This is a genomic window from Halalkalibacter sp. HAAS-P013 (assembly GCF_056619925.1).
This window is the reverse complement of record NZ_JBWQTU010000004.1, coordinates 55,686-82,072: the sequence shown is the minus strand read 5'-3', so window position 1 is coordinate 82,072 and position 26,387 is coordinate 55,686. Positions and strand designations below refer to the sequence as shown.

The 26,387-nt window shown below is 38.3% G+C and carries 27 protein-coding genes and 1 pseudogene; all 28 read right to left on the bottom strand.

Translation table 11 applies throughout. From position 1 onward, the window contains the following. Positions 1 to 11 precede the first annotated feature (11 nt). The 28 genes and pseudogenes from fliF to smc all read right to left on the bottom strand — a co-directional run bounded on the left by fliF (position 12) and on the right by smc (position 26,292). The gene (gene fliF, locus AC1FXP_RS07555) at positions 12 to 1,586 is read right to left on the bottom strand and encodes a flagellar basal-body MS-ring/collar protein FliF (RefSeq protein ID WP_480059945.1); all 1,575 of its coding nucleotides are present in this window, start codon (positions 1,584 to 1,586) and stop codon (positions 12 to 14) included. Between the two features lie 31 nt (positions 1,587 to 1,617). Next, positions 1,618 to 1,911 carry a flagellar hook-basal body complex protein FliE gene (gene fliE, locus AC1FXP_RS07550; protein ID WP_480060246.1) on the bottom strand — a complete coding sequence of 98 codons (294 nt, stop codon included), beginning with the start codon at positions 1,909 to 1,911 and terminating at the stop codon, positions 1,618 to 1,620. Positions 1,912 to 1,928: 17 nt separating this feature from the next. Next, on the bottom strand, positions 1,929 to 2,387 hold the full coding sequence (gene flgC / locus AC1FXP_RS07545) for a flagellar basal body rod protein FlgC (protein ID WP_480059943.1): 459 nt from the start codon (positions 2,385 to 2,387) through the stop codon (positions 1,929 to 1,931). Between the two features lie 2 nt (positions 2,388 to 2,389). Next, entirely contained in the window at positions 2,390 to 2,788 is a 399-nt protein-coding gene (gene flgB, locus AC1FXP_RS07540) for a flagellar basal body rod protein FlgB (protein ID WP_480059941.1), read from the bottom strand. 337 nt (positions 2,789 to 3,125) lie between these two features. After that, positions 3,126 to 3,905, bottom strand: a complete 780-nt coding sequence (gene codY / locus AC1FXP_RS07535; protein ID WP_480059939.1) for a GTP-sensing pleiotropic transcriptional regulator CodY — start codon at positions 3,903 to 3,905, stop codon at positions 3,126 to 3,128. A gap of 18 nt (positions 3,906 to 3,923) precedes the next feature. Beyond that, the gene (hslU, locus tag AC1FXP_RS07530; protein WP_480060244.1) at positions 3,924 to 5,321 is read right to left on the bottom strand and encodes an ATP-dependent protease ATPase subunit HslU; all 1,398 of its coding nucleotides are present in this window, start codon (positions 5,319 to 5,321) and stop codon (positions 3,924 to 3,926) included. 27 nt (positions 5,322 to 5,348) lie between these two features. Then, entirely contained in the window at positions 5,349 to 5,894 is a 546-nt protein-coding gene (hslV, locus tag AC1FXP_RS07525; RefSeq protein WP_480059937.1) for an ATP-dependent protease subunit HslV, read from the bottom strand. A 24-nt stretch (positions 5,895 to 5,918) separates the two neighbouring features. Next, positions 5,919 to 6,818: a tyrosine recombinase gene (locus tag AC1FXP_RS07520; RefSeq protein WP_480059935.1), complete on the bottom strand. Its 900-nt coding sequence runs from the start codon at positions 6,816 to 6,818 to the stop codon at positions 5,919 to 5,921. Positions 6,819 to 6,889: 71 nt separating this feature from the next. Then, positions 6,890 to 8,197 (bottom strand): FADH(2)-oxidizing methylenetetrahydrofolate--tRNA-(uracil(54)-C(5))-methyltransferase TrmFO, encoded by a 1,308-nt coding sequence (trmFO, locus tag AC1FXP_RS07515; protein ID WP_480059933.1) that lies wholly within the window; start codon positions 8,195 to 8,197, stop codon positions 6,890 to 6,892. Positions 8,198 to 8,376: 179 nt separating this feature from the next. Next, positions 8,377 to 10,452 (bottom strand): type I DNA topoisomerase, encoded by a 2,076-nt coding sequence (topA, locus tag AC1FXP_RS07510; RefSeq protein ID WP_480059931.1) that lies wholly within the window; start codon positions 10,450 to 10,452, stop codon positions 8,377 to 8,379. A gap of 144 nt (positions 10,453 to 10,596) precedes the next feature. Continuing rightward, on the bottom strand, positions 10,597 to 11,469 hold the full coding sequence (dprA, locus tag AC1FXP_RS07505) for a DNA-processing protein DprA (RefSeq protein WP_480059929.1): 873 nt from the start codon (positions 11,467 to 11,469) through the stop codon (positions 10,597 to 10,599). A 72-nt stretch (positions 11,470 to 11,541) separates the two neighbouring features. Beyond that, entirely contained in the window at positions 11,542 to 12,456 is a 915-nt protein-coding gene (sucD, locus tag AC1FXP_RS07500) for a succinate--CoA ligase subunit alpha (RefSeq protein WP_480059927.1), read from the bottom strand. A gap of 15 nt (positions 12,457 to 12,471) precedes the next feature. Beyond that, positions 12,472 to 13,632, bottom strand: a complete 1,161-nt coding sequence (gene sucC, locus AC1FXP_RS07495; protein ID WP_480059925.1) for an ADP-forming succinate--CoA ligase subunit beta — start codon at positions 13,630 to 13,632, stop codon at positions 12,472 to 12,474. A 209-nt stretch (positions 13,633 to 13,841) separates the two neighbouring features. Beyond that, the gene (locus AC1FXP_RS07490) at positions 13,842 to 14,063 is read right to left on the bottom strand and encodes a hypothetical protein (protein WP_480059923.1); all 222 of its coding nucleotides are present in this window, start codon (positions 14,061 to 14,063) and stop codon (positions 13,842 to 13,844) included. An 84-nt stretch (positions 14,064 to 14,147) separates the two neighbouring features. Next, a pseudogene (locus AC1FXP_RS07485) lies at positions 14,148 to 14,276 on the bottom strand (EscU/YscU/HrcU family type III secretion system export apparatus switch protein); the annotation flags it as partial. A 27-nt stretch (positions 14,277 to 14,303) separates the two neighbouring features. Further along, positions 14,304 to 15,068 (bottom strand): ribonuclease HII, encoded by a 765-nt coding sequence (locus tag AC1FXP_RS07480; RefSeq protein WP_480059921.1) that lies wholly within the window; start codon positions 15,066 to 15,068, stop codon positions 14,304 to 14,306. Positions 15,069 to 15,195: 127 nt separating this feature from the next. Continuing rightward, the gene (ylqF, locus tag AC1FXP_RS07475; RefSeq protein ID WP_480059919.1) at positions 15,196 to 16,056 is read right to left on the bottom strand and encodes a ribosome biogenesis GTPase YlqF; all 861 of its coding nucleotides are present in this window, start codon (positions 16,054 to 16,056) and stop codon (positions 15,196 to 15,198) included. 13 nt (positions 16,057 to 16,069) lie between these two features. Then, entirely contained in the window at positions 16,070 to 16,603 is a 534-nt protein-coding gene (gene lepB, locus AC1FXP_RS07470; protein WP_480059918.1) for a signal peptidase I, read from the bottom strand. A 167-nt stretch (positions 16,604 to 16,770) separates the two neighbouring features. Then, a complete protein-coding gene (gene rplS / locus AC1FXP_RS07465; protein WP_034629686.1) occupies positions 16,771 to 17,115 on the bottom strand; it encodes a 50S ribosomal protein L19 in 345 nt (114 codons plus the stop codon). 123 nt (positions 17,116 to 17,238) lie between these two features. Continuing rightward, positions 17,239 to 17,973: a tRNA (guanosine(37)-N1)-methyltransferase TrmD gene (trmD, locus tag AC1FXP_RS07460; protein ID WP_480059916.1), complete on the bottom strand. Its 735-nt coding sequence runs from the start codon at positions 17,971 to 17,973 to the stop codon at positions 17,239 to 17,241. Further along, positions 17,970 to 18,488, bottom strand: a complete 519-nt coding sequence (rimM, locus tag AC1FXP_RS07455) for a ribosome maturation factor RimM (protein WP_480060242.1) — start codon at positions 18,486 to 18,488, stop codon at positions 17,970 to 17,972. Before rimM ends, trmD begins: the two co-directional genes overlap by 4 nt. Continuing rightward, complete coding sequence (locus AC1FXP_RS07450) at positions 18,481 to 18,894, bottom strand: YlqD family protein (RefSeq protein WP_480059914.1); 414 nt, start codon at positions 18,892 to 18,894, stop codon at positions 18,481 to 18,483. The genes rimM and AC1FXP_RS07450 overlap by 8 nt, the downstream gene beginning before the upstream one ends. Positions 18,895 to 19,042: 148 nt before the next feature. Beyond that, positions 19,043 to 19,267, bottom strand: coding sequence for a KH domain-containing protein (locus AC1FXP_RS07445; protein ID WP_480059912.1), 225 nt, complete (start codon positions 19,265 to 19,267; stop codon positions 19,043 to 19,045). Between the two features lie 149 nt (positions 19,268 to 19,416). Further along, on the bottom strand, positions 19,417 to 19,689 hold the full coding sequence (gene rpsP / locus AC1FXP_RS07440; RefSeq protein ID WP_034629696.1) for a 30S ribosomal protein S16: 273 nt from the start codon (positions 19,687 to 19,689) through the stop codon (positions 19,417 to 19,419). Positions 19,690 to 19,777: 88 nt separating this feature from the next. Next, the gene (ffh, locus tag AC1FXP_RS07435; RefSeq protein ID WP_480059910.1) at positions 19,778 to 21,133 is read right to left on the bottom strand and encodes a signal recognition particle protein; all 1,356 of its coding nucleotides are present in this window, start codon (positions 21,131 to 21,133) and stop codon (positions 19,778 to 19,780) included. Between the two features lie 11 nt (positions 21,134 to 21,144). Further along, on the bottom strand, positions 21,145 to 21,453 hold the full coding sequence (locus AC1FXP_RS07430; protein ID WP_480060240.1) for a putative DNA-binding protein: 309 nt from the start codon (positions 21,451 to 21,453) through the stop codon (positions 21,145 to 21,147). A gap of 219 nt (positions 21,454 to 21,672) precedes the next feature. Further along, positions 21,673 to 22,665 (bottom strand): signal recognition particle-docking protein FtsY, encoded by a 993-nt coding sequence (ftsY, locus tag AC1FXP_RS07425; protein WP_480059908.1) that lies wholly within the window; start codon positions 22,663 to 22,665, stop codon positions 21,673 to 21,675. Positions 22,666 to 22,722: 57 nt separating this feature from the next. Then, on the bottom strand, positions 22,723 to 26,292 hold the full coding sequence (gene smc / locus AC1FXP_RS07420; protein ID WP_480059906.1) for a chromosome segregation protein SMC: 3,570 nt from the start codon (positions 26,290 to 26,292) through the stop codon (positions 22,723 to 22,725). Positions 26,293 to 26,387 lie beyond the last annotated feature (95 nt).

Below are 26,387 nucleotides of genomic sequence, written 5' to 3'. Positions count from 1 at the left end.
AATTATCCCTCCTAATCTTCTGATAACCAAGTACGTAATAATTTTGAGAATTCTTCAGGCTTTTCTTTTGCCATCTTTTCTAACTGTTTTCGTTTAGTTGCACTTAAGCTCTGATCTTCGTTAGGGAGATCAGGAATCTCATATCGAACCTCTTCTTCCGCAACAAACTCTTCTTCTTCTACCTTTCTCTTTCTAACTAGCAAGAATAATAGAAGTAAAATCACCACTACGAGAATACCACCGACAACATACATCCACATTGGAATTGCCTGAATTGCTTGTTGTTCAAATTCAACTTTCCCATCAAACGGTTGAGAAGAAACAAAAATCTTTTCATTGATCGCTTCTGGAGTCAGCTCCTCAGCATATACTCCAGAAATACTTGTTCGTACAATAGTGCCTAATATTTGTTTAATATCATCCATTCGCTCTTGAGGAAGAACATCTAAGCCATCAGGAGGTTCAACCATCACTTGAATACCTAGATCTCGGATTTTATAAGGACTTTCAACAATATCACGATTAATGCGATTTACTTCATTGTTTATACGGTCTTCAGTACGTTCCCATTCTGATGGCCCTTGCCCTACAGATCCAACGTAAGCTGGTATTTCTTCCCCAGTACCGTTAATCCCACCTTCAAGCATCCCTTCACCACTGTACGTTTCAGTAATTCGTTCAATGCTAACTGCAATTCCTTCCATGTTTTCAGGGTCAACTGGTTCAACTAATGCTTCTGTACGATTTTCTTGGGTGAAATCAATGTCCGTTGAAACAGAAACGAGGACTTTATCTCTGCCAACAACCGTCCCTAGCATTTGTTGAAGGTTACGAGTTAAATCTCGTTCAATTTCACGTTGAATTGATCGTTGCTGTTCGTAAGCTGATAATGTAGAAGTAGCATGATTTGCATTATCATATAAATAATCATTAAACATTTGATCAGAAATGACGATATTCTCAATAGGAAGGTTAGGTACACTCTTTGATACTAAATGATAAAGAGCTTGCACTTGAGCAGACTCAAGCTGATAGCCTGGTGCCAAATCGAGGACAACAGCTGCTGTCGATGACTCATTTGATGAGTTTAGCCAAACGCTTTCTTCTGGTAGTGTAATCATGACATTAGCATAGTTTACACCATTAATATTTCTAATTAAGCTACCAAGTTCCGTTTGCATGGCAGCACGCTCCATAACAGAAAATTCATTATCTGTCATTCCAAATCCCATTTGATCTTGAAAGAAGCTATAATCAATACTGCCGCTTCTTGGGAGTCCCTCTGCAGCTAATTCTACTTTTAATGAATCAACTAGTGGCTCAGGCACCATAATTGTTGTTCCGTTATCAGTAATAGTTGATGAGATCCCCCGCGCATCAAGAGTTTCTTTGATCTGGCCCGTTTCCTGTAATGTTAAATTGCTATAAAGAGCAACATAGTTAGATCTAGTTGAAAAAAACAATAAAAGCGCGAGCAATACAATAATTGCAATCACAGAACCAAGGAGAATCTTCTTTTGTTTCTTTGTTTGACCGCTCCAATATTCTGTTATCCGCCCTTTGTACATAAGTAATTTCTCGTTCATGCGGTCTCTCCTTCGAAACAAACTTACATATTTACACTTGCATTCTCATAATCTCTTGATAGGCTTCAACCACTTTATTACGTACTTCCACCGTTGCTTGGAGTGAAATACTTGCTTTTTGCCCTGTAATCATTACATCATGAAGGTTATCCATCTCACCTTTAGCTAATAATTCTGTTTTCTTAGCCGATTCACTTTGTAATTCATTTACATTTTTAATCGCTTGGCTTAAAGCATTTTTAAATGTAGCTTGAGCTTCTGCCGGTGTATGTTTTGGTTTAGACAAAGCCGCATTTGTTTGTATAAAGGGCGATTGTATCCTCATATCCATTATTTACTTCCCTACCTTCCAATCTCTAATGCTTTTAATAACATGTTTTTTGAGGCATTTAAGGTCGTTACATTCGCCTCATAGGAACGAGTGGCACTCATTAAATCGACCATCTCTCTTAAAGGGTCGACATTCGGCATCTGAACATAGCCCTGTTCATTAGCATCAGGATGATCAGGGTTATATACCTGTTTAAATGGAGTTTGATCGTTAATGATCCCTGAAACTCTTACCCCATTACCAATGTCTGAGTTGTTACTTGTTTTAGCTTGACGTAAAAAGTGTGAAAACGAAGACTTTTCATTCGGCTGAGTTACAACCATCTTCCGTCGATACGGCTGCCACTCACCATCAATCAATCTCGCTCTAGTCGTATCTGCATTTGCCATATTAGAAGAAACAACATCCATACGTAACCTTTGTGCTGTTAATGCTGAAGCACTTGTGTTTAATCCATGGAAAATAGTCATAATTAATTTCCTCCACGTATCACGGTTTGTAAACTAGTAAAGCGGCCATTTAGACGATCTATAAGGGCATTATAATAAATTTGATTTTTGGCCAATTCTGCCATTTCTAAATCAATATCTACATTGTTACCATTATGGTTATACATTGTTGAACGATTTGTCTCAATGACGACCGGGTTTTTAGCTCTACTAAATTCATAATGCTGCTCATTGGTCCTGTTTGCTTTTAATGCAGACTGATTAATAGCATCGTCCAATGTATGTTTAAAACTAACTTGTTTAGCCTTATAGTTAGGTGTATCTACATTAGCAATATTTTGAGAAGTAGCATTCTGTCTTACTTGCGCGCCTGCTAACCCTCTTTCTAACGTTTTAAAAGTTGAACTTCCAAAAAGATCCAAAATACCTCACCTTCCGACATAAAATAACAATTCGACTTTTGTGGTTTTTCCCTCAACTTCACATTTTCTTACACAATCTCTATGAAAATTGTATTAAATCCTGCCAAGAAAGTCTAACACCGATATTATCCAGCTTACGAATCAAGATAAAAGAACTAAGAAAAAATAGCGACTTTTGTCGCATATACCTATAATCACGCTGTTAACCCAATAAATTTATACAGTATTCGACATGAATTATATAAAATTCTATCATACTTCCTGAAAAAACAGTAAAACTTTCCAAAAAAATAAGAAAAGAACGTACATAACATACGCTCTTCTCCCTTAATAAAACCTATTTAGCTTTTAACTTATCTAGTTCAACGAGGAACTTATCATTGAGAACTTTAATATATGTCCCCTTCATTCCTAATGAACGAGATTCAATGACACCCGCACTTTCAAGTTTACGGAGAGCATTAACAATTACAGAACGAGTAATTCCAACTCGATCAGCGATTTTACTTGCCACAAGAAGCCCTTCTTTCCCATCTAACTCGTGGAAAATATGCTCAACAGCTTCTAGCTCACTATAAGAAAGTGAACTAATAGCCATTTGAACCACTGCTTTACTTCTAGCTTCCTCTTCAATTTCCTGTGTTTTTTCATGAAGAATTTCCATTCCAACTACAGTAGCCCCGTACTCAGCTAGAATTAAGTCATCGTCATTAAATGAATCATTTAAGCGAGCTAGAATCAATGTACCAAGGCGTTGACCTCCACCTTGTATTGGTACAATAGTAGTAAGGCCGCTACTAAATAAATCTTTATTCTCTACTGGGAAGGCAGTGTACTCACTTTCAATATCTAGGTTAGCTGATGTTTCTTCGATCTTAAATAGTCCATCAGTATACTCTTCTGGAAAGCGACGATCCCCTAACATTTTCTTCATTCGTTCATTTTCAATCTCTTGCTTAATAGCATACCCTAACAATTTCCCACGACGACTAACTACAAAGATATTCGCACTGATCGTATCACGAAGTGTTTCAGCCATATCTTTGAAATTGACATGTTGCACCCCTGTTTTTTGTAACATTTCATTAATTTTTCTCGTTCTAGTTAATAAATCCATAACTTCTCCTCCTGCAACTTACAATATAAATTGGCTAAGATCTCGATTTTTTGCAATAGAAGCTAATTTTTCTTCTACATACTCTGGTGTAATAACTATTTCCTCTAAATTTATATCTGGCGCTTCAAACGAAAGGTCCTCTAATAAACGCTCAAGAATCGTATGTAATCGTCTTGCACCAATGTTTTCCGTGTCTTGATTGACTTCTGTTGCAATTGTCGCAATCTTATGAACAGCTTCGTCCGAAAACTTCACTTTTATACCTTCTGTTTCAAGAAGTGCTACATATTGCTTAATTAGAGCATTGTTTGGTTCGACTAATATCCGAACAAAGTCTTCTACTGTTAAATTATTAAGCTCAACTCGAATTGGAAAACGTCCCTGCAATTCTGGTATAAGATCTGACGGTTTTGCCATGTGAAACGCCCCTGCACCGATAAATAAAATATGATCGGTTTTTACTGAACCATGTTTCGTAACAACTGTAGACCCTTCTACAATTGGCAAAATATCACGTTGAACCCCTTCACGCGAGACATCAGCCGACTGTTGTCCTTTACTCGCAACTTTATCGATCTCATCAATAAAGATGATTCCAATTTGTTCGGCTCTTGAAACGGCTTCTTGAGTGACTTCATCCATATCAATTAATTTCTGTGCCTCTTCTTCTATAAGTACTTTTCTCGCATCAGATACTGGTAACCGTCTTTTTTTCTTCTTCTTTGGAAGCATACCACCTAGCATCTCTTGCATATTCATTCCCATTTGCTCCATGCCTTGACCTTGGAACATATCCATAAAGCCTTGTGACTGTTCATCGACTTCCACTGTGACCATGTGGTCTTCTAACTCGCCTAATGCTAGCTTATGCGCCATTTGCTTACGACGCTCTGCTATATTTGTTTCTTCCATTTCGTCTGGCTCAACTTCTTGTGTCCCTTGTTGCCCGCCAAAAATCATTTCAAATGGATTTTTGTATGACGATTGTTTTTTCGCATTAGGAACAAGTAACTCAACAATGCGCTCGTTCGCATTCGTTTCTGCCTGACCTCGTACTTGATTGGTTTTTTCTTCTTTAACGATTCTAACGCTTGTTTCTACTAGGTCCCTAATCATTGATTCGACATCACGTCCAACATAACCAACTTCTGTAAACTTTGTTGCCTCTACTTTTACAAAAGGGGCCCCAACTAGCTTTGCTAACCTTCTAGCTATTTCTGTCTTACCTACACCCGTAGGTCCGATCATTAAGATGTTCTTTGGCGTGATCTCGTCTTTCATCTTATTATCAAGTAAAGTTCGACGGTAGCGATTACGTAATGCAATAGCCACTGACTTTTTTGCTTCTTCCTGACCTACAATAAACTGATTCAAACGATTAACAATCTCTCTAGGGGTTAAGTTCGATTTCACAATACCACTCTCCAATCCCGTATCGGTTCACTATTTAAGTTCTTCAACGATAATATTCAAGTTCGTGTAAACGCAAATTTCACCAGCTGTTTCTAAGGAAGCTCGTGCGATGTCTTTTGCAGATAAATCTGGAGCATGCTTTTTTAATGCCCTCCCAGCAGACAACGCATAATTTCCACCAGAGCCAATAGCTAATATTCCGTCATCTGGTTCTATTACTTCACCAGTTCCTGACACAAGTAATAGATGCTCTTTATTCATGACAATCAGCATAGCTTCAAGTCTTCTAAGCACCTTATCACTTCTCCATTCTTTTGCAAGCTCTACTGCTGCACGTTGGAGGTTACCATTGTACTCCTCTAAACGCCCTTCAAATTTCTCAAATAGCGTAAAGGCGTCTGCAACTGATCCGGCAAAACCAGCGATTACCTTACCTTGGTAAATTTTTCGAACTTTTTTTGCCGTATGCTTCATCACGACAGCATTTCCGAATGTTACTTGGCCATCACCTGCCATTGCACATTCACCATTATGTTGAACAGCAAAAATGGTCGTCGCGTGAAAAGATTGATCCATCTCTATATCCTCCTTACACCCCAATTATGCTCTAGGATGAGAATGTTTGTATACATCTTTCAACCGGTTCTTTGTAACATGTGCATAAAGCTGAGTCATTGAAAAATGTTCGTGTCCTAATAATTCTTGAACAACCCGTAAATCAGCTCCATTATTTAATAAATGAGCAGCAAAAGAATACCTAATATCTTGAGGACTAAGCTCTTTATTACTAGTTATATGCTTCATCCGTTTTTGAATAATGCTTCGAATGCTTCTATCTGAAAGCACCCCACCACGGAAATTAAGAAACAATGATGAATGGTGTTGTTTCGCTTTTTGCATAAGTACCTTACGTCCATCCTTAACATACTTTTGCAATGCAAATATTGCAAATGAACTAATCGGTGAATATCGTTCTTTTCGCCTTTTCCCTTGGATCAAAACGGTGCCTATAGAAAAGTCAATATCTTCAATTTGGACCTTGCTACACTCACTTACCTTCATTCCAGTAGCGTAAAGCAATTCCAAAATCGCACGGTCTCGCTGATCAAGCGGCTTGTTTCCCGTCATTTCATGAAAAAGCTTACTCATTTCATCTTCATTTAGAAATGTAGGTATTCGCTCAGAATTTTTTGGTAAATCCACTGCAGCGAATCCATTCTCTCTTACCCGTCCTTCATTCATATGAAACTTATAAAAGCTTCTTAGTGCAGATATCTTTCTAGCAATGGTCTTCTCCGAATATTTCAGTTCGTACAATATCGACATATATTTGTGAATATCGTTAACGGTTACATTAGAAAAGGAAGAAAGCTGGGCGTTCTTCATAAACCTTTGAAAGTCTTCTATATCATTCGTATAATTTCTCACCGTATGAACAGAACTATTCTTTTCCAGTTGCAAGTATGTAATAAATAAATCTAGCCAGGACTGTTCTGACAAATACGGGACACCACCTAATACTCACAGAGCTACTAAATTCTATCATGATTTAGTAGCTCTGACAACGATATTTACACTTTTTTCACAAAATTCTGAATTGCGCCGAGTGCGCGGTTAGCTAACTGTTCATACCTTGCTTTTTTATCACGAATGCGTTCCTCTAATGGCGGAAGAAGTCCGAAGTTTGCATTCATAGGCTGAAAGTTCTTTTTATTTGCTGTCGTAATGTAGTTAGCCATACTACCAATTACGGTTGTTTCAGGGAAAATAATCATTTCTTTCTCTTGAACATAATTTGCAGCATTAATGCCAGCTACCAGTCCAGCTGCAGCAGATTCAACATATCCTTCTACACCTGTAATTTGACCGGCAAAAAACAAATCATCTCGATCTTTATATTGATAAGTTGGTTTAAGAAGGTTTGGCGAATTAATAAAAGTATTTCGATGCATGACTCCATAGCGTACAATTTCTGCATTTTCTAAGCCAGGTATTAACTGCAGGACTTCTTTTTGCGGACCCCATTTAAGATGCGTTTGGAACCCAACTATATTATATAGTGTACCCGACGTATTATCTTGCCTTAATTGAACAACAGCAAATGGTCTTTTACCCGTTTCAGGATGTTCAAGACCAACCGGCTTCATTGGTCCAAAGAGCATCGTTTTACGACCCCGTTTAGCCATTACTTCAATTGGCATACAGCCTTCAAAGAAGATTTCTTTTTCAAACTCTTTTAAAGGCACTGTTTCAGCTGCGACAAGGGCCTCATAAAAACGATCGAACTCTTCTTCCGTCATCGGACAATTTAAATATGCAGCTTCTCCCTTATCATATCTTGATTTTTTATAAACTTTATTCATATCAATTGATTCAGTTTCGATGATTGGTGCAGCTGCATCATAAAAGTATAAATATTCTTCACTAGTTAACTCTCTCAATTGTTTTGATAGATGCTCAGATGTTAAAGGGCCCGTTGCTATAATTGTTGGACCTTCTGGTATTGAAGTAATTTCCTTATTGAAGACGGTCACATTTGGATGGTTTTTGACACGTTCTGTAACAGCACCTGCAAATTCGTGGCGATCTACTGCCAATGCTCCCCCTGCAGGTACAGAAGCGTCATCAGCTGAACGAATAATAACTGAGTCTAAATTTCTCATTTCTTCTTTTAAAACACCAACAGCATTTGTTAAACTATTACCCCTAAGCGAGTTGCTGCAAACTAATTCAGCAAATTTATCAGTATGATGAGCCGGTGTTTGTTTTACCGGACGCATTTCATATAAATGGACAGTAACGCCTCTCTTTGCAAGCTGCCATGCAGCTTCACTGCCAGCAAGTCCTGCACCGATTACGTTAACATGTTGTTCTGACAAAATAATCCCTCCATCTTACAGTAGAAACGAGGGTGGCTCACAAAGATCCATCCGTCTAGTAAGCACAATTTGTGTACTAGAGGTAAGACGTTTGATCCGAGCCACCCTCTCTCCTTTATCATTAAACTATATTATCATAATACAGGAAACAACTTCAAGATTTTCAACTTTCCCACGAGTTAATTGGAATCTTCCTTGTAATCACATGCAGAGCATTCTACATGCACACCTTTTTTCGTTTTCTTCTCAACCAACATTTTTTCACACTTTGGACAAGGACGTGCAATCGGCTTATCCCAAGAAATAAATTCACATTCAGGATATCGATCACAACCGTAGAAAATCCGACGTTTCTTACTCTTTCTCTCAACAATGTTTCCTTCTTTACACGATGGACACTTCACACCTATGTCTTTTACAATTGCTTTTGTGTTACGACACTCTGGGAAGTTTGAGCACGCCATAAATTTTCCGTACCTTCCCATTTTATAAACCATCTCGTGACCACATTTTTCACAGTCTTCACCAGCTGGTTCATCTTTGATTTCGACTTCTTTCATTTCTTCTTCAGCGACTGTTAGACGCTTTTCAAACCCGTGATAAAATTCATCGATAATTCGAATCCATTCTTGCTGCCCATCTTCAATAGAATCAAGGTCATTTTCCATTTTTGCTGTAAATTCAACATCAAGAATTTCTGGGAAGAATTCAACGATAAGCTCTAATACGATTTGTCCTAATTCCGTTGGAATAAAACGTTTGTCCTCAAGGGCAACATACCCACGTCTTTGAATCGTGTCTAACGTTGGTGCATATGTTGACGGGCGACCTATCCCGAGCTCTTCCATTGTCTTAACGAGTCTAGCTTCTGTATATCTCGGAGGAGGCTGTGTGAAATGTTGATTTGGTTCGATGTCTACCTTTTCAACCGTTTGACCTTCCTCTAAATTTGGCAAGAGACGATCTTCTTCTTTTTTTCCGTCATCGTTACCTTCTATATACACTTTCATAAAACCTGCAAATTTGACTTTTGATCCTGTTGCTCTAAATTGTACCCCGTTTTGCTCAATATCAACCGTCATCGTATCCATAACCGCAGGAGCCATTTCACTAGCAACCATTCGCTCCCAAATTAATTTGTATAGTCTTAATTGATCTCTAGACAAATAAGTTTTGACCGTTTTTGGATCTTTGAAAACAGACGTTGGTCGAATTGCTTCATGGGCATCTTGTGCTTTTTTATCTTTTTTAACTGCACGTTGTTCTTTCCGTGTGAACTCTTCCCCATAGCTTTCTACAATATACTGTTTCGCCTCTGCTTGAGCCGTTTCCGAAATTCGAGTAGAATCGGTACGCATATAAGTAATTAAACCAACTGCCCCTTCTTTTTTATCTAGCTCAATACCTTCATATAATTGTTGGGCAATCATCATTGTCTTCTTAGCTCGGAAATTTAATTTTCGAGCCGCCTCTTGTTGCAGTGATGACGTAGTGAAAGGAGACACTGGATTTCGCTTTCTTTCTCTCTTTTTAACGGAGGTAACATCAAATTTATTGTTACTAAGCTTTGAAAGAACAGCTTTTACTTCCTCTTCAGATTTCAACTCTTGTTTCTTTCCTTCAATCCCGTAGAATTTAGCATCAAACGTTTCACCTTCTAGTGAGAACTGTGCAGGTATACTCCAATATTCCTCGGGAACAAAGCTCTGAATTTCTTTTTCTCTTTCAATAATCATCTTTACTGCTACTGATTGTACTCGACCAGCACTTAACCCTTTTTTTACTTTCTTCCATAGTAATGGGCTAATGTTATAACCAACTAAACGATCGAGAATTCTTCTTGCTTGCTGCGCATCCACCAAATCCATATTAATTGGTCGTGGTGTTTTGAAAGCGTCCTTAATTGCTTGTTTCGTAATTTCATTAAATACGACTCTACATTCTGAATTTTCATCAATGTTGAGACTGTGAGCAAGATGCCAAGCAATCGCTTCACCTTCTCTATCGGGGTCAGCCGCGAGATAGATTCTTTTAACTTTTTTTGCAGCTGTTTTTAATTCTTTTAAAACGGGACCTTTTCCACGTATTGTAATGTACTTGGGCTCATAACTTTTTTCAACATTTACTCCCATTTGACTTTTTGGTAAGTCTCTAACATGTCCCATTGAAGCTTTTACAATAAATTTTTTTCCTAAATATTTTCCAATGGTCTTTGCTTTGGCGGGAGATTCAACGATTACTAAATAATCGGCCATGTAAGTAACTCCCTCTCTCGAAGATATAATTAAAATCTTCCCTATTATTAAACAGACTTTTGCTATTTGTCAAACAGGAGTTGGAAATTATTGAAATAAGCCGAGGTTGATTTTTGTCGTTTTTTGTAGAAAAGGCGTATTTCTTCATTGTAATTCCTGCAAAATGTCATCTGCATTCATTACAAGTTTCGCCCCTTGTTGAATTAGAAAGTTTGTACCTTTCGATTGTGGGGAAAGAATTGAACCAGGAATAGCAAATACATCTCGACCTTGTTCTAACGCTTGATCTGCCGTAATTAACGAGCCACTTTTTTCTTTCGCTTCAATAACTAGCACAGCTTTAGATAAGCCGCTGATAATTCGGTTTCGAGCAGGGAAATGCCATTTTTGTGGTGGGGTATTAGGAGGATACTCAGAAACAATTAATTGTTTTTTCGACATTTGTGAAAATAATTGAAAATTTTCTTTTGGATAGATATATGAATGACCTGAACCTAAAACTGCGATCGTTTGACCTGTTGAATGTAGCGCTTGCCAATGAGCTAAAGAATCGATTCCTCTAGCAAAACCACTAACAATGGTCCATCCTTTTTCTGAAATGGGGGGAATAATAGTGGAAACGGTTTTGCTCCCTATTGATGTAGGTGTTCTAGTCCCAATGACCGCGAGGCGTTTTTCTGAAGAAATAATGTCTTTTACCCCCATTCCATACAAAACAAGGGGTGGATCATAAATCTGTTTTAATAAAGCAGGGTATTCTGAGTCTAAAATCGTATAAATAAATATATTTTTAGCTTGAAGATAAGATAAGTATTGATCAGGAGAAGAACGTTTTAAATAAGCATGGATTGTTTGTGCCTTTTCAGTCGAGAACTTGAAATGCGTCTGTAAGAGGGCAACGGAGGAATCATAGATTTTCAGTAATTGAGGATCTATATTAAGCATAGCACGTATCATATTTCTAGAAACACTCGAACAACTGTGAATATGAATGAGCCGTTTTCGAAACTCAGACATTAAGAGACCAGCCCCTTTTTTTCAATAGGAAGAAAGCCCTCCTCACAAGTTGGAGGACTTTCTTCTATTTAATTAGTTCGTTACTTTATGTGTTGTACATTTTTCTAGTAATCCCTTTTCTTTAAGGGCTGAGATTAACGTTTCACCCATAACAGAAGGTGTCTCAGCTACTTTAATACCGCAGCTTTCCATTGTTTTGATCTTCTCAGCAGCTGTACCTTTCCCGCCAGAAATGATCGCACCAGCATGACCCATACGCTTTCCAGGAGGGGCTGTTTGACCACCGATGAAGCCAACAACAGGTTTCGTCATATTCGCTTTTACCCATTCAGCTGCTTCCTCTTCTGCCGTTCCGCCAATTTCACCAATCATAATCACAGCATACGTATCTGGATCTTCATTGAATAAATTTAAAACATCGATGAAGTCTGTTCCATTAACTGGATCTCCTCCAATACCAACAGCTGATGATTGGCCAATACCATTTGTTGATAATTGATGCACAGCTTCATAAGTAAGAGTACCAGAGCGAGAGACAACCCCTACATGACCTTTTTTATGAATGTATCCTGGCATAATTCCAATTTTACATTCTTCAGGTGTAATAACACCAGGGCAGTTTGGTCCTACTAGGCGTGTTTTCTTTCCTTCCATATAACGCTTCACACTAACCATATCCATTACCGGAATTCCTTCGGTAATACAAATTGCTAAATCTAGTTCAGCATCTGTTGCTTCCATAATTGCATCAGCCGCAAAAGCAGGTGGTACGTAAATAACGGATGCATTAGCACCAGTTGCTTTTACTGCTTCACTAACTGTATTAAATACTGGAATACCTTCTACCTCTGTTCCACCTTTACCAGGAGTAACACCACCAACAATATTCGTGCCGTACTCGACAGCTTGTTGTGTATGGAATAACCCTGTAGCACCTGTAATCCCTTGTACAATAACTTTTGTATCTTTGTTAATAAGGATACTCATCTTCGTCCCGCCTTTCTATTTCACTAATGAAACGATTTTTTGTGCGCCATCAGCCATTGAATCTGCAGCTGTAATATTTAAACCTGATTCTTTAAGAATGTTCTTACCTAGGTCAACGTTCGTACCTTCTAAACGAACAACTAGAGGTATTTCAAGCCCAACTTGCTTCGTTGCTTCAACTACCCCTTCAGCAATAATGTCACACTTCATAATACCACCAAAGATGTTGACAAAAATTCCTTTAACGCTTTCATCTGAAAGGATGATCTTGAACGCTTCAGTTACCTTTTCTGCAGTTGCACCGCCGCCTACATCAAGGAAGTTAGCCGGGTCACCATTGTAATGTTTAATGATGTCCATTGTTGCCATAGCAAGACCTGCACCATTAACCATACAACCAATATTCCCATCTAAAGAGATGTAACTTAAGTCATATTTTGATGCTTCAATTTCTTTTACATCTTCTTCTTCAAGATCACGGTATGCTAAAATATCTTTTTGACGGTACAAAGCATTAGAATCAAAGTTTAGCTTCGCATCCAACGCTATAACTTTCCCATCGCCAGTTGTAACAAGTGGGTTAATTTCAGCAATTGAACAATCCTTTTCAACAAACACTTTATAAAGACCTAACATGAATTTCACTGCCTGCCCTACTAACTCCTTAGGCATGTTGATGTTAAAAGCAAGACGGCGAGCTTGGAAGCCTTGCAAACCGACTGCTGGGTCTATTATCTCCTTAAAAATTTTCTCAGGAGTCGCTTCCGCTACTTCTTCAATTTCTGTTCCACCTTCTTCAGAAGCCATCATGACAACTTTAGAAGTGGCACGATCTAATACTAAACCGATGTAATACTCTTTTTGAATATCACATCCTTCTTCAATAAGTAAGCGCTTTACTTCTTTGCCTTCCGGTCCAGTCTGATGAGTTACTAGTGTCTTACCTAAAATCTCATCTGCATATGTACGAACTTCATCTAAATCTTTAGCAACTTTTACTCCGCCGGCTTTCCCGCGTCCACCTGCATGGATTTGTGCTTTAACAACATTAATCTTTGAACCTAATTCCTTTGCTGCTTCTACTGCTTCTTCAACCGAGAACGCTACCTTGCCATTCGGAACAGCAACACCGTACTGGCGAAGCAACTCTTTTCCTTGATACTCGTGGATATTCATTCTCTCTCCATCCTCCTATCAATTGCATGTATTTTCATGCCATTCTAATACTTCGAGGTTGAATGGCTGAATCCTTCTTTATTCTACCATTGTTTTCTTAAAATGGGGAGGGGGAAATCCCTCCCTAATTCAAATTAGTTAAAAAAATGCGACATTTCAATCCTTTCTCTAAGAAAAAGGTAGTGAAAATTATATTATGATACCACTTCCTAATCACTTGGACTAGAATGGTCTTTAGAATTGGTTCGTTGCATCTTATCGACCGTTTTCTCTTGTTTCTTATTTTTCTTTCGTTTTATAAATTTTTTTGTCATATTACTCATCGCATCTGACTCTTGAACTGAATGATGAATGCCAAACTCGTGTGCATACTCTTCCTTATGTTCCATTAAAGATTCTGACTTTCCATCAGATATATTTTTATTCTTCATTGCTATCCTCCTTGTTTAGTACAATATAAAAAAGCTAGCATTGGTAGTATGTCCAAGATTGTTCATACTACCAATGCTAGCTTTTTATCCATTCCGATCAATTTTATAAATAAAAGCAAAGATCTCTGCAACTATTTCATATAGTTCCATAGGAATTGATTGTTTTACTTCAAGTTCAGCTAACAATTCGACTAAAGAAGTATCCTCTTGTATCGATTGTTATACTCCCACCTATGGCAATTAAACGACTTCTGCTATTGGCTTAAATGATTTACGGTGTTCCCTTGTAACTCCTAATTTAGATATGGCATCTAGGTGCTGTTTGGTCCCGTATCCTACATGATTACTAAATCCATAACCAGGAAATTCACGAGCTACTTCGTCCATGTAACGATCTCGTGTTACTTTGGCCAAAACAGAGCTAGCTGCGATTGTCAGACTCTTTTGATCCCCTTTAATAATCGACGTTTGTCCGATAGGTAGATCCAGTTTCATCGCATCAACTAATAAATGATCCGGTTGACAGTTCATTTCTTTTACTGCTCTTGACATGGCTAGTTTGGTAGATTCATAAATGTTGATCTCATCTATTTCAGCTGCATGTACCATTTGTATTGAATAAGCAACTGCTTCACTTGTGATTACGTCAAAGAACATGTCACGCTTTTCCTTTGATAATTTCTTCGAGTCCGTTAAGCCAAGTAATTTAAAATCTGGAGGTAAAATCACAGCAGCCGCTACGACTGGACCAGCTAACGGACCGCGTCCTACCTCGTCTAGCCCTGCAATATATACAAATCCTTCTTTTCGTAAACTGGATTCATATTCAATCATTTGTAGATGCATTTGTTCTAACGTCCATTCTTTCTGTTTCATTGTTTCATAGCGTTTTAGCAGCCTTTGAACTCCTTTACGCTCATCCTTTTTTAACATTGCAATCATTGCATCATCTATTTCTCTTCTATGTAATAATTTCTCTTCTAATTCTTTTATGGAAATGTTCATTGCATTCACCTCTAATAATTATATCGGATCAATTCATAAACCTATACAGATAATTATCTATTCTTCTTTTCTTTTTTCATCCGTATAGACAAATAAAAAAGCCGATCATAAAGCCCAAATGGCTCGATCACCGGCTCACCATTATTTCTGGTTGTTCTAGCGAGATTCTCCCTAACGTACCGGAACGCATCTCTCTTAAGATGATTTCAGCAGCCTTATCATAGTCTACATAACCGCCACCTAACAAGCACCCTCGCTTCTTTCCGATTTCGTCAAAAAGAGCCAAACCATCACCTGGTACATGATCTAATTTATAACGTTCTCGAACGGATGTCGGATAATGGTCCTTTAAATAATTTAATATAAATAAAGCAATATCCTGAAAATCTAATAATTCATCTTTGATCGCCCCAGTTGCTGCTAATCGATAGCCAATGATTTGATCTTCAAATTTTGGCCACAAAATTCCTGGCGTATCAAGTAGTTCTAATTCTTTCCCCACTTTTATCCATTGTTGTTTCTTTGTCACACCAGGACGATCCCCGACTTGCGCAGTTCGTTTGGAAGCTAATCGATTAATAAGTGTCGATTTCCCAACATTCGGGATCCCTAAAATCATTGCTCGAACCGCTCTAGGTTTCATTCCTTTTGAAATCATTTTATCAATGATTGGCTTTGCTAACTGCTTACACGCATTAGGTATCTTTTCCGTTCCTTTCCCTGTTTGCGCATTAACAGCAAGAACCAAAGCACCTTTTTCCTCAAAGTGAGCTTTCCACTTTTCCGTCACCGATTGGTCTGCTAAGTCCGCTTTGTTAAGTAAAATTAACCTTGGCTTATGTGAAACAATCTCATCAATCATCGGATTACGCGAAGCTAATGGGACTCTCGCATCAAGAAGTTCAATTACTACATCAATAAATTTTAACTTTTCGGTGACTTCTCTTCTTGCTTTGGCCATATGGCCAGGAAACCATTGAATCGTCACAACTTTCACCTTCCTATTTGGCAATGCGAATATTAGAAACAGGCCAGAATACTACATTAGCTTTCCCAATTACTTCATCAATATGAATCGTTCCAATATCGCGGCTATCTTTACTTCGACCACGGTTATCCCCAAGAACAAATAGCTCGTTTTCAGGAACCGTAATTGCTTGAAAATCTCTTGTAACTCGTTCCCCACTTGATGCTAGCTTCAATCCATCTAAATGAGGCTCATCTATTGCTTCTCCATTTACATAGAGAGTATCATTCCTATATTCAATTACATCTCCAGGTAAGCCTATGACGCGTTTTATATAGTCTTTTCCAGCGGGTGCATGGAATACGATAATATCAAAACGTTCTGGAGAACCAAAAGTGTAACTTATTTTATTAACAATCATTCTATCTGTATGTTCAAGAGTCGGCATCATGGATTCTCCATCAACAATAACTGGAGCAAATAAAAAATGGCGAATAACAAATGCAAGGACAAGTGCTATAACGACCGCTTTCAGCCACTCCCATGATTCTTTCTTCTCCTTACTCATGCTAACGCCCCCATATGTAACAAATCACAATCATAAGCATTAGTTTACCACATCTATGTTTAGATGTCGTTTTATCTATCATATTCGGAGTGAATAAGATGTCCTATTTGGAAAAGCTTGTTTCATTTAAAAAAGAGCTTAGTTTCCTAAGCTCTTTTCCTCGCTCTTTATCGAATTTCTTTAATACGAGCTTTTTTACCACGTAGACTGCGTAGGTAGTAAAGTTTAGCACGACGTACTTTACCGCGACGCTTCACTTCGATCTTAGCGATCTTTGGTGAATGTAATGGGAATGTACGCTCAACTCCTACACCGTATGAAATCTTACGCGCTGTGAAAGTTTCGCTGATTCCAGTACCACGACGCTTAATAACAACGCCTTCGAATAACTGAATACGTTCACGAGTTCCCTCAACAACTTTAACGTGGATAACTAAAGTGTCACCAGGACGAAACGCTGGAAGATCACTACGTAGTTGCTCACTAGTAATTTCACGGATAATGTTGTTCATATAATTCCACTCCTTCCATACAGATGCTCTTGAAAGCTTTATACTACAGCGGAACATCGTAATAACAGGCCTTAAGCCACAAGATCTATATTAGCACAAAAGATCTATGTTCACAAGTTTTATTTAATCTTTTCTAGTAAATTCATCTAACCACTTTTGCTCCTTCTCATTCAAGGCTTTTCCTTCTAGTAGATCAGGTCGTCTTTCCCATGTTCGTTTGAGAGATTTACGAGAACGCCAATCCTCGATATTCTTATGATGTCCTGACAAAAGGATCTCAGGAACTTTCATTCCACGAAAATCTGCCGGTCTAGTATAATGTGGATGCTCAAGTAAACCGGTTGAAAATGAATCAGTAATCGCTGATTGATCATTTCCAAGCACACCCGGTAATAGCCTTGTGACACTATCTGCTATAACCATTGCACCAAGCTCCCCACCAGTTAATACATAATCACCAATTGACACTTCATCAGTGACGAGATACTTCCTAACCCTTTCGTCATAACCTTCATAATGCCCACAAAGAAGAATGAGATGATCCTCCTTGCTAAATTCTTCGGCCCTCTTTTGAGAATATCGTTCCCCCTGCGGGCAGAGCATAACGACCCTTGGTCTCTTCTGCTCATCTTTTATTAAGTCGTCAACAGCATCAAAAAATGGTTGGGCTCGTAAGACCATTCCCGCTCCGCCACCATACGGATAATCGTCCACTTTACGGTGCTTGTTATCAGCATAATCCCTAAAATCAACAGCCCGATATTGAACAATACCTGACTCTTGTGCATGCTTTAATATGGAGGAACCAAAGACATTCGTAAACATTTCTGGAAACAGTGTTAAAACATCTATTCTCATTCTAGTAATCCTTCTAGCACATGAACATGGATTACTTTTTTATCTACATCTATGTCTTTTACAACGTCTTCAATATACGGAAGCAATATATCTTTCCCTCCACCTAAGCGTTGTATTACCCAAACATCATTTGCCCCAGTTGCAAAAATTTCTTTTACCTTCCCAAGCTCATCCCCTGATTCTGTTATGACGGTACAACCAATAATCTCATGATAGTAAAATTCGTTTTCTTCAAGTTCCTCTAAATATTCTTCAGAAACGTATAGTGCCGAACCCTTGAAACGTTCTACTTCATTAATGGAATGGTATCCTTCAAATTGAAGCAAATCAAAATTTTTATGAGGGCGATGATGACGAACAACAACCATTTCCTGATTCCCATTTTCGTCTTTAATCATTAACTCCCTTCCAACCGTATATCGCTCCTCGGCAAAGTCCGTTGAAGAAATGACACGAACTTCTCCTCTTACACCGTGCGTATTGACAATTTTCCCAACTTTAAACCATTCAGTCATCATTATTCCTACTTTCTCGAATTTCTTGAACTACACCATCTTTTACGATAATCTCAGGAGTTTGCTCTAAATTGGGCCAAGAGTCACCTTCGCTTATTTCAATAATACCTTCTACTGTTCCATCAGGAATTTCTGTTCCAATTTCTAGTTTATCCAACTGCTCGATTTTAAAAGAGATACTATGAGCAGCTTCTTCTCGTTTCTCTATTTCTTTTATATATCGTGCACGTATTTCTTGTTGTTCATTCTTGCTTGTTGATTCTCTCATTGCTTTATGTAAAAGAAATTTCATCTGTTCGACTTCACGTTTGCATTGTATTAATTCTTCTTCAAATTTATTGACCATCACTGCCTTTTTTGTTTCTGTTAACACTTGTTTTATAACAATTTTACGTAATAGTTTCATCTAGCACCCCTGAAATAACGTATGATATATTGCAGGTGACTTAATATATTCGTCTAGAATTACTCTAGACCACAAGAAATACTGACTATTTCAATCTCTTTATATTAGAAAAAGGGAGAGGTTAATCCCTCACCCTTTCACTGCGTTACTAATCCACGATGTCTAATCGTACCCGTTGCGATGGTACTGCGGCGTATAACACCGAACGAATCGCTTTAACGGTTCGACCTTGCTTCCCTATGACCTTCCCCATATCGTCAGGATGAACGGTTAATCGTAAGTTAAGGGTTTGTCCCTCTTCTACTTCTTCAACTTGAACAAAATCTGGCTGATCGACAAGTGCTTTTACAATGTGCTCAACTAACGCTTTCATCTGATTCTCCTTTTAATACGTCATCAAAAAGGGAGAGGCAATGGCTCTACTCACTGCAAACTTATTCGAAGCTAAGAACTTGGCAGCCGCTTGCTCATTGCTTACAATAAGAACCCAAAAGCAAAACAGACTTTTGGGTTCTTATTTTATTACTTCTGGTTCTTTGCGTTGTGTAACTTTTCCATTAATCCTTCTTTAGAGAAAAGGTTACGAACTGTATCAGAAGGCTTTGCACCTTTTAACATCCAGTCAAGTGCTTTCTCTTCAGCAATGTCAACCTTAGCTGGTTGAGTTAATGGGTTGTACGTTCCGATCTCCTCGATGAAACGACCATCACGCGGTGCGCGAGAATCTGCTACTACTACACGATAAAATGGGGCCTTCTTAGAACCCATACGCTTTAAACGAATTTTTACTGCCATTCGTGGGACACCTCCAAAAATATTCAACACAATAGTTTATAATATCATCAATTCTTCTAGCTTTCAACTAGAAAAATGGATTTCCAATCTAAAATGGAAGTTTAAAACCTCCAAGACCTTTCCCTCTTTTCTTCCCTTTACCAGAGGTCATACCGGTCATTTGTTTCATCATTTTTTTCATATCCTCAAATTGCTTCAAAAGTCGGTTAACATCTTGAATCGTTGTCCCGCTCCCTTTCGCAATTCGACGACGTCTGCTCGCGTTCATAATACTTGGGTCTTGTTTTTCTTTCTTAGTCATTGAACGAACAATCGCTTCGACCTTGCCAATTTGCTTGTCGTCAACTTTTAAATCTTTCATGCCTTTCTTGTTCATACCTGGCATCATATTTAGTAAGTCATCAAGTGGACCCATATTACGAACTTGATCTAGCTGCTCTAAAAAATCGTCAAAGGTAAAATCCATTGTACGCATTTTCTTCTCAAGTTCACGAGCTTTTTCTTCATCTACATTCGTTTGTGCTTTTTCAATAAGTGAAAGTACATCACCCATTCCAAGGATCCTTGACGCCATGCGATCTGGGTGGAATGGCTCAAGTTGGTCAATTTTCTCTCCCATACCTGCAAATTTAATTGGTGTATTCGTAACTGCTTTAACTGAAATAGCAGCACCACCACGAGTATCACCATCAAGCTTTGTTAGTACTACACCCGTCACATCAAGCTGTTCGTTAAAACTTTCTGCGACATTTACAGCATCTTGACCAGTCATTGCATCAACAACAAGTAAAATCTCATCAGGTTTAGCAATCTCTTTTACTTGCTTTAACTCATCCATAAGAGTTTCATCAATATGCAAACGACCAGCTGTATCAATTAAAACATAATCATGATGATCTTCTTTTGCCTTTTCAATTGCTTGCTTTGCAATCTCTACAGGACTTACTTGATCACCAAGTGAAAAGACAGGCATATTTAGTTGCTTTCCTAACGTCTCTAGCTGCTTAATTGCAGCAGGTCTGTATATATCAGCAGCAACGAGCATCGGTTGTCTGTTATGCTTCTTACGTAAGTGATTAGCAAGTTTCGCTGTAGTCGTTGTCTTACCAGCACCTTGAAGACCGACCATCATAACGACCGTTGGCGACTTCGATGCAACAGCAATTTTGCTTTGCTCTCCTCCCATTAATGCTGTTAACTCTTCGTTAACAACTTTAATGACTTGTTGTCCAGGCGTTAAGCTTTTCATCACATCTTGCCCAAGTGCTTTTTCTTTCACACTTGCAATGAATTGTTTGACAACTTTAAAGTTAACATCCGCTTCTAGTAAAGCGAGTCGAACTTCACGCATCATTTCTTTCACGTCAGTCTCGCTAACTTTCCCTTTTCCACGAATTTTGGTTAACGTCCCTTGCAATCGTTCCGCTAAACCTTCAAATGCCATGTTGTCGCCTCCTAGTCTAATTTCTCAAGAGAGTCAAGCAGTGACATGATCTCTTCAGGAGTCGCGTTTTCTTCAACTGCCGATTTCATTTGAGTTAAAAGCTTTGTACGCTTCTCGAATTTCGATAAAAGCATCAACTTCTTTTCGTAATCTTCTAACATTACTTCTGTACGCTTAATGTTATCATATACGGCTTGGCGACTAACTTCAAACTCCTCAGCAATCTCACCTAACGATAAATCATCAAGATAATACAATGACATATATTTTCGTTGTTTCTGTGTTAGCAACGACTGATAGAAATCAAAAAGATAATTCATCCTAAACGTCTTATCTAACACACAATCAACCCCTTGTTAAGTGATTTCCCTTTACGAGATATCATGTTACAACATCTAGGTTTAAGTGTCAAGTTTTTTTCTTAACATTAAACAACCACTTCAATTACACGTCTCCTAGATCCCTTAAAAAATCACATATCAATTATTATTTAAACGAGAAACTGTACGATGTCTGTACGGCTCCTACTCTATACCTAATTATTCTTCTACTTCTTCTGCTTCGACTAATTCACGGAATAACCCATAAACAAATTGTTCTGCATCAAACGCTTGAAGATCATCCATCTGTTCACCTAAACCAACAAATTTTACAGGGATATCTAGTTCATGACGAATCGCTAGTACAATCCCCCCCTTAGCTGTTCCGTCAAGCTTTGTCAACACAATCCCTGAGACGTCCGTAGCTTTACCGAATGTCTTTGCTTGTGACATTGCATTTTGCCCTGTTGTTGCATCTAGAACGAGCAACACTTCATGCGGTGCTCCTGGGACCTCACGTTCAATGACGCGTTTTACCTTTTCTAATTCGTTCATCAAATTCACTTTATTCTGAAGGCGCCCAGCTGTATCACATAATAGAACATCGATGTTACGTGATTTCGCGGCTTGCAAGGCATCATACATAACAGCAGCTGGATCCGATCCCTCTTGCTGCTTAATAACATCAACCCCTACACGCTCTCCCCATACTTCAAGCTGTTCAATAGCTCCTGCACGAAACGTATCACCTGCTGCCATCATAACAGATTTACCCTCCTGCTTAAGGTGATGAGCTAATTTACCTATTGATGTTGTTTTCCCTACTCCATTTACACCTACAACCAAAATAACCGTCATCCCATTTTCTTGAATGTTTAAACTAGTATCATCGCCCTCTTTTTCTAATAGCTCAGCAAGTTTCTCTGAAATGACAGGCTGAATTTCTTTTGTATCTTTAATATTTCGTAAGCGAACTTCATCTTTTAATTGATCAATTAATTCCATAACTGTCGTCACACCAACGTCAGAACTAATTAATAACTCTTCTAATTCCTCAAAAAAGTCTTCATCGACTTTACGATATTTATAAACAAGTTCATTCATGCGTCCAACAAATGAATCACGAGTTTTCTCGAGTCCTTCTTTAAACTTGTCTGTAACTTCAGTCGTTTGACTAGTGATTTTCTCTTTTAATTTTTTTAAAAAACTCATATCTTCACCTTACCTTTTAGAATTTAATTTATTGTTCTTTCCAATAAAGCTAAGTTCTCATTCTTGTGTTAACAATTCTTTTGTTTCTTCTAATCTGACCGAAACTAGGCGTGATACACCTGATTCTTGCATCGTAACACCATACAATACGTCTGCTTCTTCCATCGTTCCTTTTCGATGAGTAATCACGATGAACTGCGTAGCTTCACTGAAGTCTTTTAAGAAATTAGCAAATCGACTAACGTTTGCCTCATCAAGAGCAGCTTCCACCTCATCCAACACACAAAACGGAACAGGACGGACTTTTAATATAGCAAAAAGCAAACCAATTGCCGTAAGTGAACGCTCCCCACCAGATAAGAGTGCTAAATTTTGCATTTTTTTCCCCGGTGGTTTTGCCAGAATTTCGACTCCTGTTTCCAATAGGTTATCTGGGTCCGTTAATACTAAATCAGCTTGTCCTCCACCGAACAATTCCCTAAAAACAGTTTGGAAATGAGCTCGAATTTGAACATAAGAATCATGGAACCTTTTAGTCATTTCTTCATCCATCTCTGCAATAACATCATGTAAAGTCGTTTTAGCAGTGAGTAAATCCTTCTGTTGTTCTGTTAAAAATTCAAATCTCTCTCGAACTCGCTCATACTCCTCGATAGCACCTAGATTGACAGTTCCTAGTTCTTCGATTGCTAATTTAACTAGCTTCACTTTTGTTCGCGCTTCTTCAGGAGGCATCGTAAGCTCATGTTTTTCTTTTGCCGCTTGAAAAGAAAGCTCATACTCTTCACGAAGATGTGTTAACCGATTATCTAGTTCAACATCCATTCGGTTCACTTTCACTTCAATTTTACGACACTCGTCAGCGAGAGTTACATGATCGGCTTGCTGAACTTTCAACGTATACTCAAGGTCAGCGTAAGACAATTCTACTTCCTCACGCTCACTCTTCATTTTGGTAATGGCATTCGTTAATTTTTCTTTTTGTTTACGTCCTTCTTCAATTCGGGCATCAAGGCTAGTTTCTCCATTTGAACGGTCGGACATTTCACCAACTAGTAATTCAAAATGATCCTTAAGTTCGTTAAGTTCTTCTTCTAATCTAGATTTTGTTAACGTCAGTTGTTTTGAACGTACTTCGACTGAATGAAACCTTTCTTTCGCGGTAGCTAAATCAATCTTCTCTTGAATTAATTCTTCTTGAAGGTTTTCTCTTGACTTTCGCTGTTCTAACTGTTGCTGTTCAAGGTTTTTTACTTGACTTTCTAATTCCGCACCTTGTTTCGATGCCAGTTCAGATGATTCCTCAAGCTCTGACAACCGACTTTTCAGACGCTTAATTTCCTCTGAATACCCTACTTTATCTCGATCAAAACGCGTGAATTGATCTTGGGATCTTTCTACCTCTCGTTCTAGTTCACGAACCGTTGATTTCGCTTCTTGAACGGCATGTCTAGCATTTTCACCCTCCGTTCGAAGCTTTTCTAATGCTTGCTCTTTTTGAGCTCGCATTTGTTTTAAGCCCCTTACTTCACCCTCAAGCTTTATCGTCGCACTGCTAAGTTTTTGTAACTTTTCTTTTAAATCTTCAAGCTCTCTTTTACGACCTAGTAGCGGCGTCTGTTTTTGCTTTACTGAACCACCAGTCATTGATCCACCAGGATTAACGACATCTCCTTCAAGGGTAACAATTCGTAACCTGTGTCCGGAGATCTTGGCCAATTCATTTGCTCCTTGAAGAGTACTCGCGATAATTACGTTCCCAAGTAAATTAGAAATAACTGATTCATACGTCTTTTCATAGGAAAGCAGCGAGGCTGCAACGCCAACAAATGCAGAATGTTTAACCAGTTGATCTAGTTGAAATTCAGCGATTGCTTTTGGCTTAATTACGGGTAAAGGCAAAAAGGTTGCTCGACCAATTCTGTTTTGTTTTAAAAATTGAATTGCCAGCCTTGCATCTCCCTCAGACTCCATGACAATATGCTGAGAAGCACCTCCTAATGCAATTTCAATGGCCGTTTCATACTCCTTTGGAACTTGGATCAGTTCTGCTACAGCACCTACCACTCCTTTTAACTTATCGCCTCTTGCTTTCAATACTTCTTTGACACCATGAAAGAAACCTGAAAAATCAGCTTGCATTTCTTCCAATACATCGGCTCGAGATTGGATTTTCTGTGTCATTTGATACGTTTCATATAACTGTGTTTCTTTCTTCTGATATCGCTCTTTCTCTTGTTCATAGGTCCTTATCAAATTACGATATTCCTCACCTATTTTTTCAAGAGCGCTTTCTTCCATGGAAGCCCCTTCCTTAGCCGATTCAAGCTTAGTCAAAAGTTCCTCTCGCGTTGATAGTAAATCTTCATTTTCTACTAATAGCCGCTCCTGCCTTGTCTCTTGCTTTTGTAATTGTTCTTCTAAATAACGCCTTTCATTACGAATGCTCGCCTGTTCATTTAAAACTTCAATATAATCTGCCTTAAGTTGATCAATCTCTTCTTCTACATCAGTCACCGAACGTTCGACAACTAGTTGTTTTTTTTCAACCGCCTCTTTTAAGTCAGATAACTTCTGTCCTGCATCCTTGAGAGCAACCTGTTCACTTTGCCACTCAACAAGGAGCTTTTCTAACTGTGATGTTTTATCATCGATCGAACGTTTAAGCTGCTCTTTGTTTTGAGAAGCATTTTTTTTTCGTTCTTTTAACACCTCTCGTTTCCCTTCACTCTTCTCAAGCTCTTCACTTGCGTAGAGTAATTCCTCTTGCAACTTTGTAAATTGAGATGATAACCGACTCGTTTTCTCACGCAACGAAATTCGTAATTGTTCCATCTCTTCAAGCTTTTTTTGGCGTTCCTCATATGTTAGTAAAAGGTTTTGGAGCTTTTCTTTCTCAAACGTCCAAGTTTCATGCAATTCATTTATTTCATGTACTAATAAAGCAATATCCACTTCTTTTAATTCATCGCGTTTATGTAAATAATCTTTAGCAATGGACGCTTGAATTTCTAATGGCTCTACTTGCCCTTCTAATTCATGCAAAATATCTTCTACTCTGTATAGATTTTCCTGTGTTTCGTGCAAACGCTTTTCAGCTTTCACTTTTCTTGTTTTATATTTTAATACACCTGCTGCTTCTTCAAAAATCACACGGCGATCTTCAGCTTTATTGCTTAAAATCTCTTCCACTTTTCCTTGACCTATAATCGAGTAAGCTTCTCTCCCTAAACCTGAATCAAGAAATAAATCAATGATATCTTTAAGTCGGCAAGCTTGCTTATTAATCAAGTATTCACTTTCACCTGAACGATAAACTCTCCTCGTTACACTAACTTCGCTATAATCTATTGAAAGATGCTGATCTTCATTATCTAAAATAAGACTAACTTCTGCGTAATTTAATGGCTTCCTACTATCACTACCAGCAAAAATAATATCTTCCATTTTTGACCCGCGTAATGATTTCGCAGACTGTTCACCTAGCACCCACCGGATGCTATCTGAAATGTTACTTTTCCCACTTCCATTTGGTCCAACCACTGCTGTAACCCCTGGTACAAAATCAATATTGATTTTTTCAGCAAAAGATTTGAACCCTACGACTTCAAGTCGCTTGAGGAACATATTCCTTCCCCCTTACTTTAATTAACAACAACCTATTTTACCACAGCCTGCGCCTTTATTACAGATGGACAGGACAAACGCGTAAGTCTATGATA

Coding starts and splice junctions, on each gene's coding strand:
- fliF (WP_480059945.1), bottom strand. CDS start 1,586: ATGAACGAGAAATTACTTATGTACAAAGGGCGGATAACAGAATATTGG.
- fliE (WP_480060246.1), bottom strand. CDS start 1,911: ATGAGGATACAATCGCCCTTTATACAAACAAATGCGGCTTTGTCTAAA.
- flgC (WP_480059943.1), bottom strand. CDS start 2,387: ATGACTATTTTCCATGGATTAAACACAAGTGCTTCAGCATTAACAGCA.
- codY (WP_480059939.1), bottom strand. CDS start 3,905: ATGGATTTATTAACTAGAACGAGAAAAATTAATGAAATGTTACAAAAA.
- hslV (WP_480059937.1), bottom strand. CDS start 5,894: ATGGATCAATCTTTTCACGCGACGACCATTTTTGCTGTTCAACATAAT.
- topA (WP_480059931.1), bottom strand. CDS start 10,452: ATGGCCGATTATTTAGTAATCGTTGAATCTCCCGCCAAAGCAAAGACC.
- dprA (WP_480059929.1), bottom strand. CDS start 11,469: ATGTCTGAGTTTCGAAAACGGCTCATTCATATTCACAGTTGTTCGAGT.
- sucD (WP_480059927.1), bottom strand. CDS start 12,456: ATGAGTATCCTTATTAACAAAGATACAAAAGTTATTGTACAAGGGATT.
- sucC (WP_480059925.1), bottom strand. CDS start 13,632: ATGAATATCCACGAGTATCAAGGAAAAGAGTTGCTTCGCCAGTACGGT.
- AC1FXP_RS07490 (WP_480059923.1), bottom strand. CDS start 14,063: ATGAAGAATAAAAATATATCTGATGGAAAGTCAGAATCTTTAATGGAA.
- AC1FXP_RS07480 (WP_480059921.1), bottom strand. CDS start 15,068: ATGAACATTTCCATAAAAGAATTAGAAGAGAAATTATTACATAGAAGA.
- lepB (WP_480059918.1), bottom strand. CDS start 16,603: ATGAGTAAGGAGAAGAAAGAATCATGGGAGTGGCTGAAAGCGGTCGTT.
- rplS (WP_034629686.1), bottom strand. CDS start 17,115: ATGAACAACATTATCCGTGAAATTACTAGTGAGCAACTACGTAGTGAT.
- trmD (WP_480059916.1), bottom strand. CDS start 17,973: ATGAGAATAGATGTTTTAACACTGTTTCCAGAAATGTTTACGAATGTC.
- rimM (WP_480060242.1), bottom strand. CDS start 18,488: ATGACTGAATGGTTTAAAGTTGGGAAAATTGTCAATACGCACGGTGTA.
- AC1FXP_RS07450 (WP_480059914.1), bottom strand. CDS start 18,894: ATGAAACTATTACGTAAAATTGTTATAAAACAAGTGTTAACAGAAACA.
- AC1FXP_RS07445 (WP_480059912.1), bottom strand. CDS start 19,267: ATGAAAGCGTTAGTTGAGCACATTGTAAAAGCACTTGTCGATCAGCCA.
- rpsP (WP_034629696.1), bottom strand. CDS start 19,689: ATGGCAGTAAAAATTCGTTTAAAGCGTATGGGTTCTAAGAAGGCCCCA.
- ffh (WP_480059910.1), bottom strand. CDS start 21,133: ATGGCATTTGAAGGTTTAGCGGAACGATTGCAAGGGACGTTAACCAAA.
- AC1FXP_RS07430 (WP_480060240.1), bottom strand. CDS start 21,453: ATGAATTATCTTTTTGATTTCTATCAGTCGTTGCTAACACAGAAACAA.
- ftsY (WP_480059908.1), bottom strand. CDS start 22,665: ATGAGTTTTTTAAAAAAATTAAAAGAGAAAATCACTAGTCAAACGACT.
- smc (WP_480059906.1), bottom strand. CDS start 26,292: ATGTTCCTCAAGCGACTTGAAGTCGTAGGGTTCAAATCTTTTGCTGAA.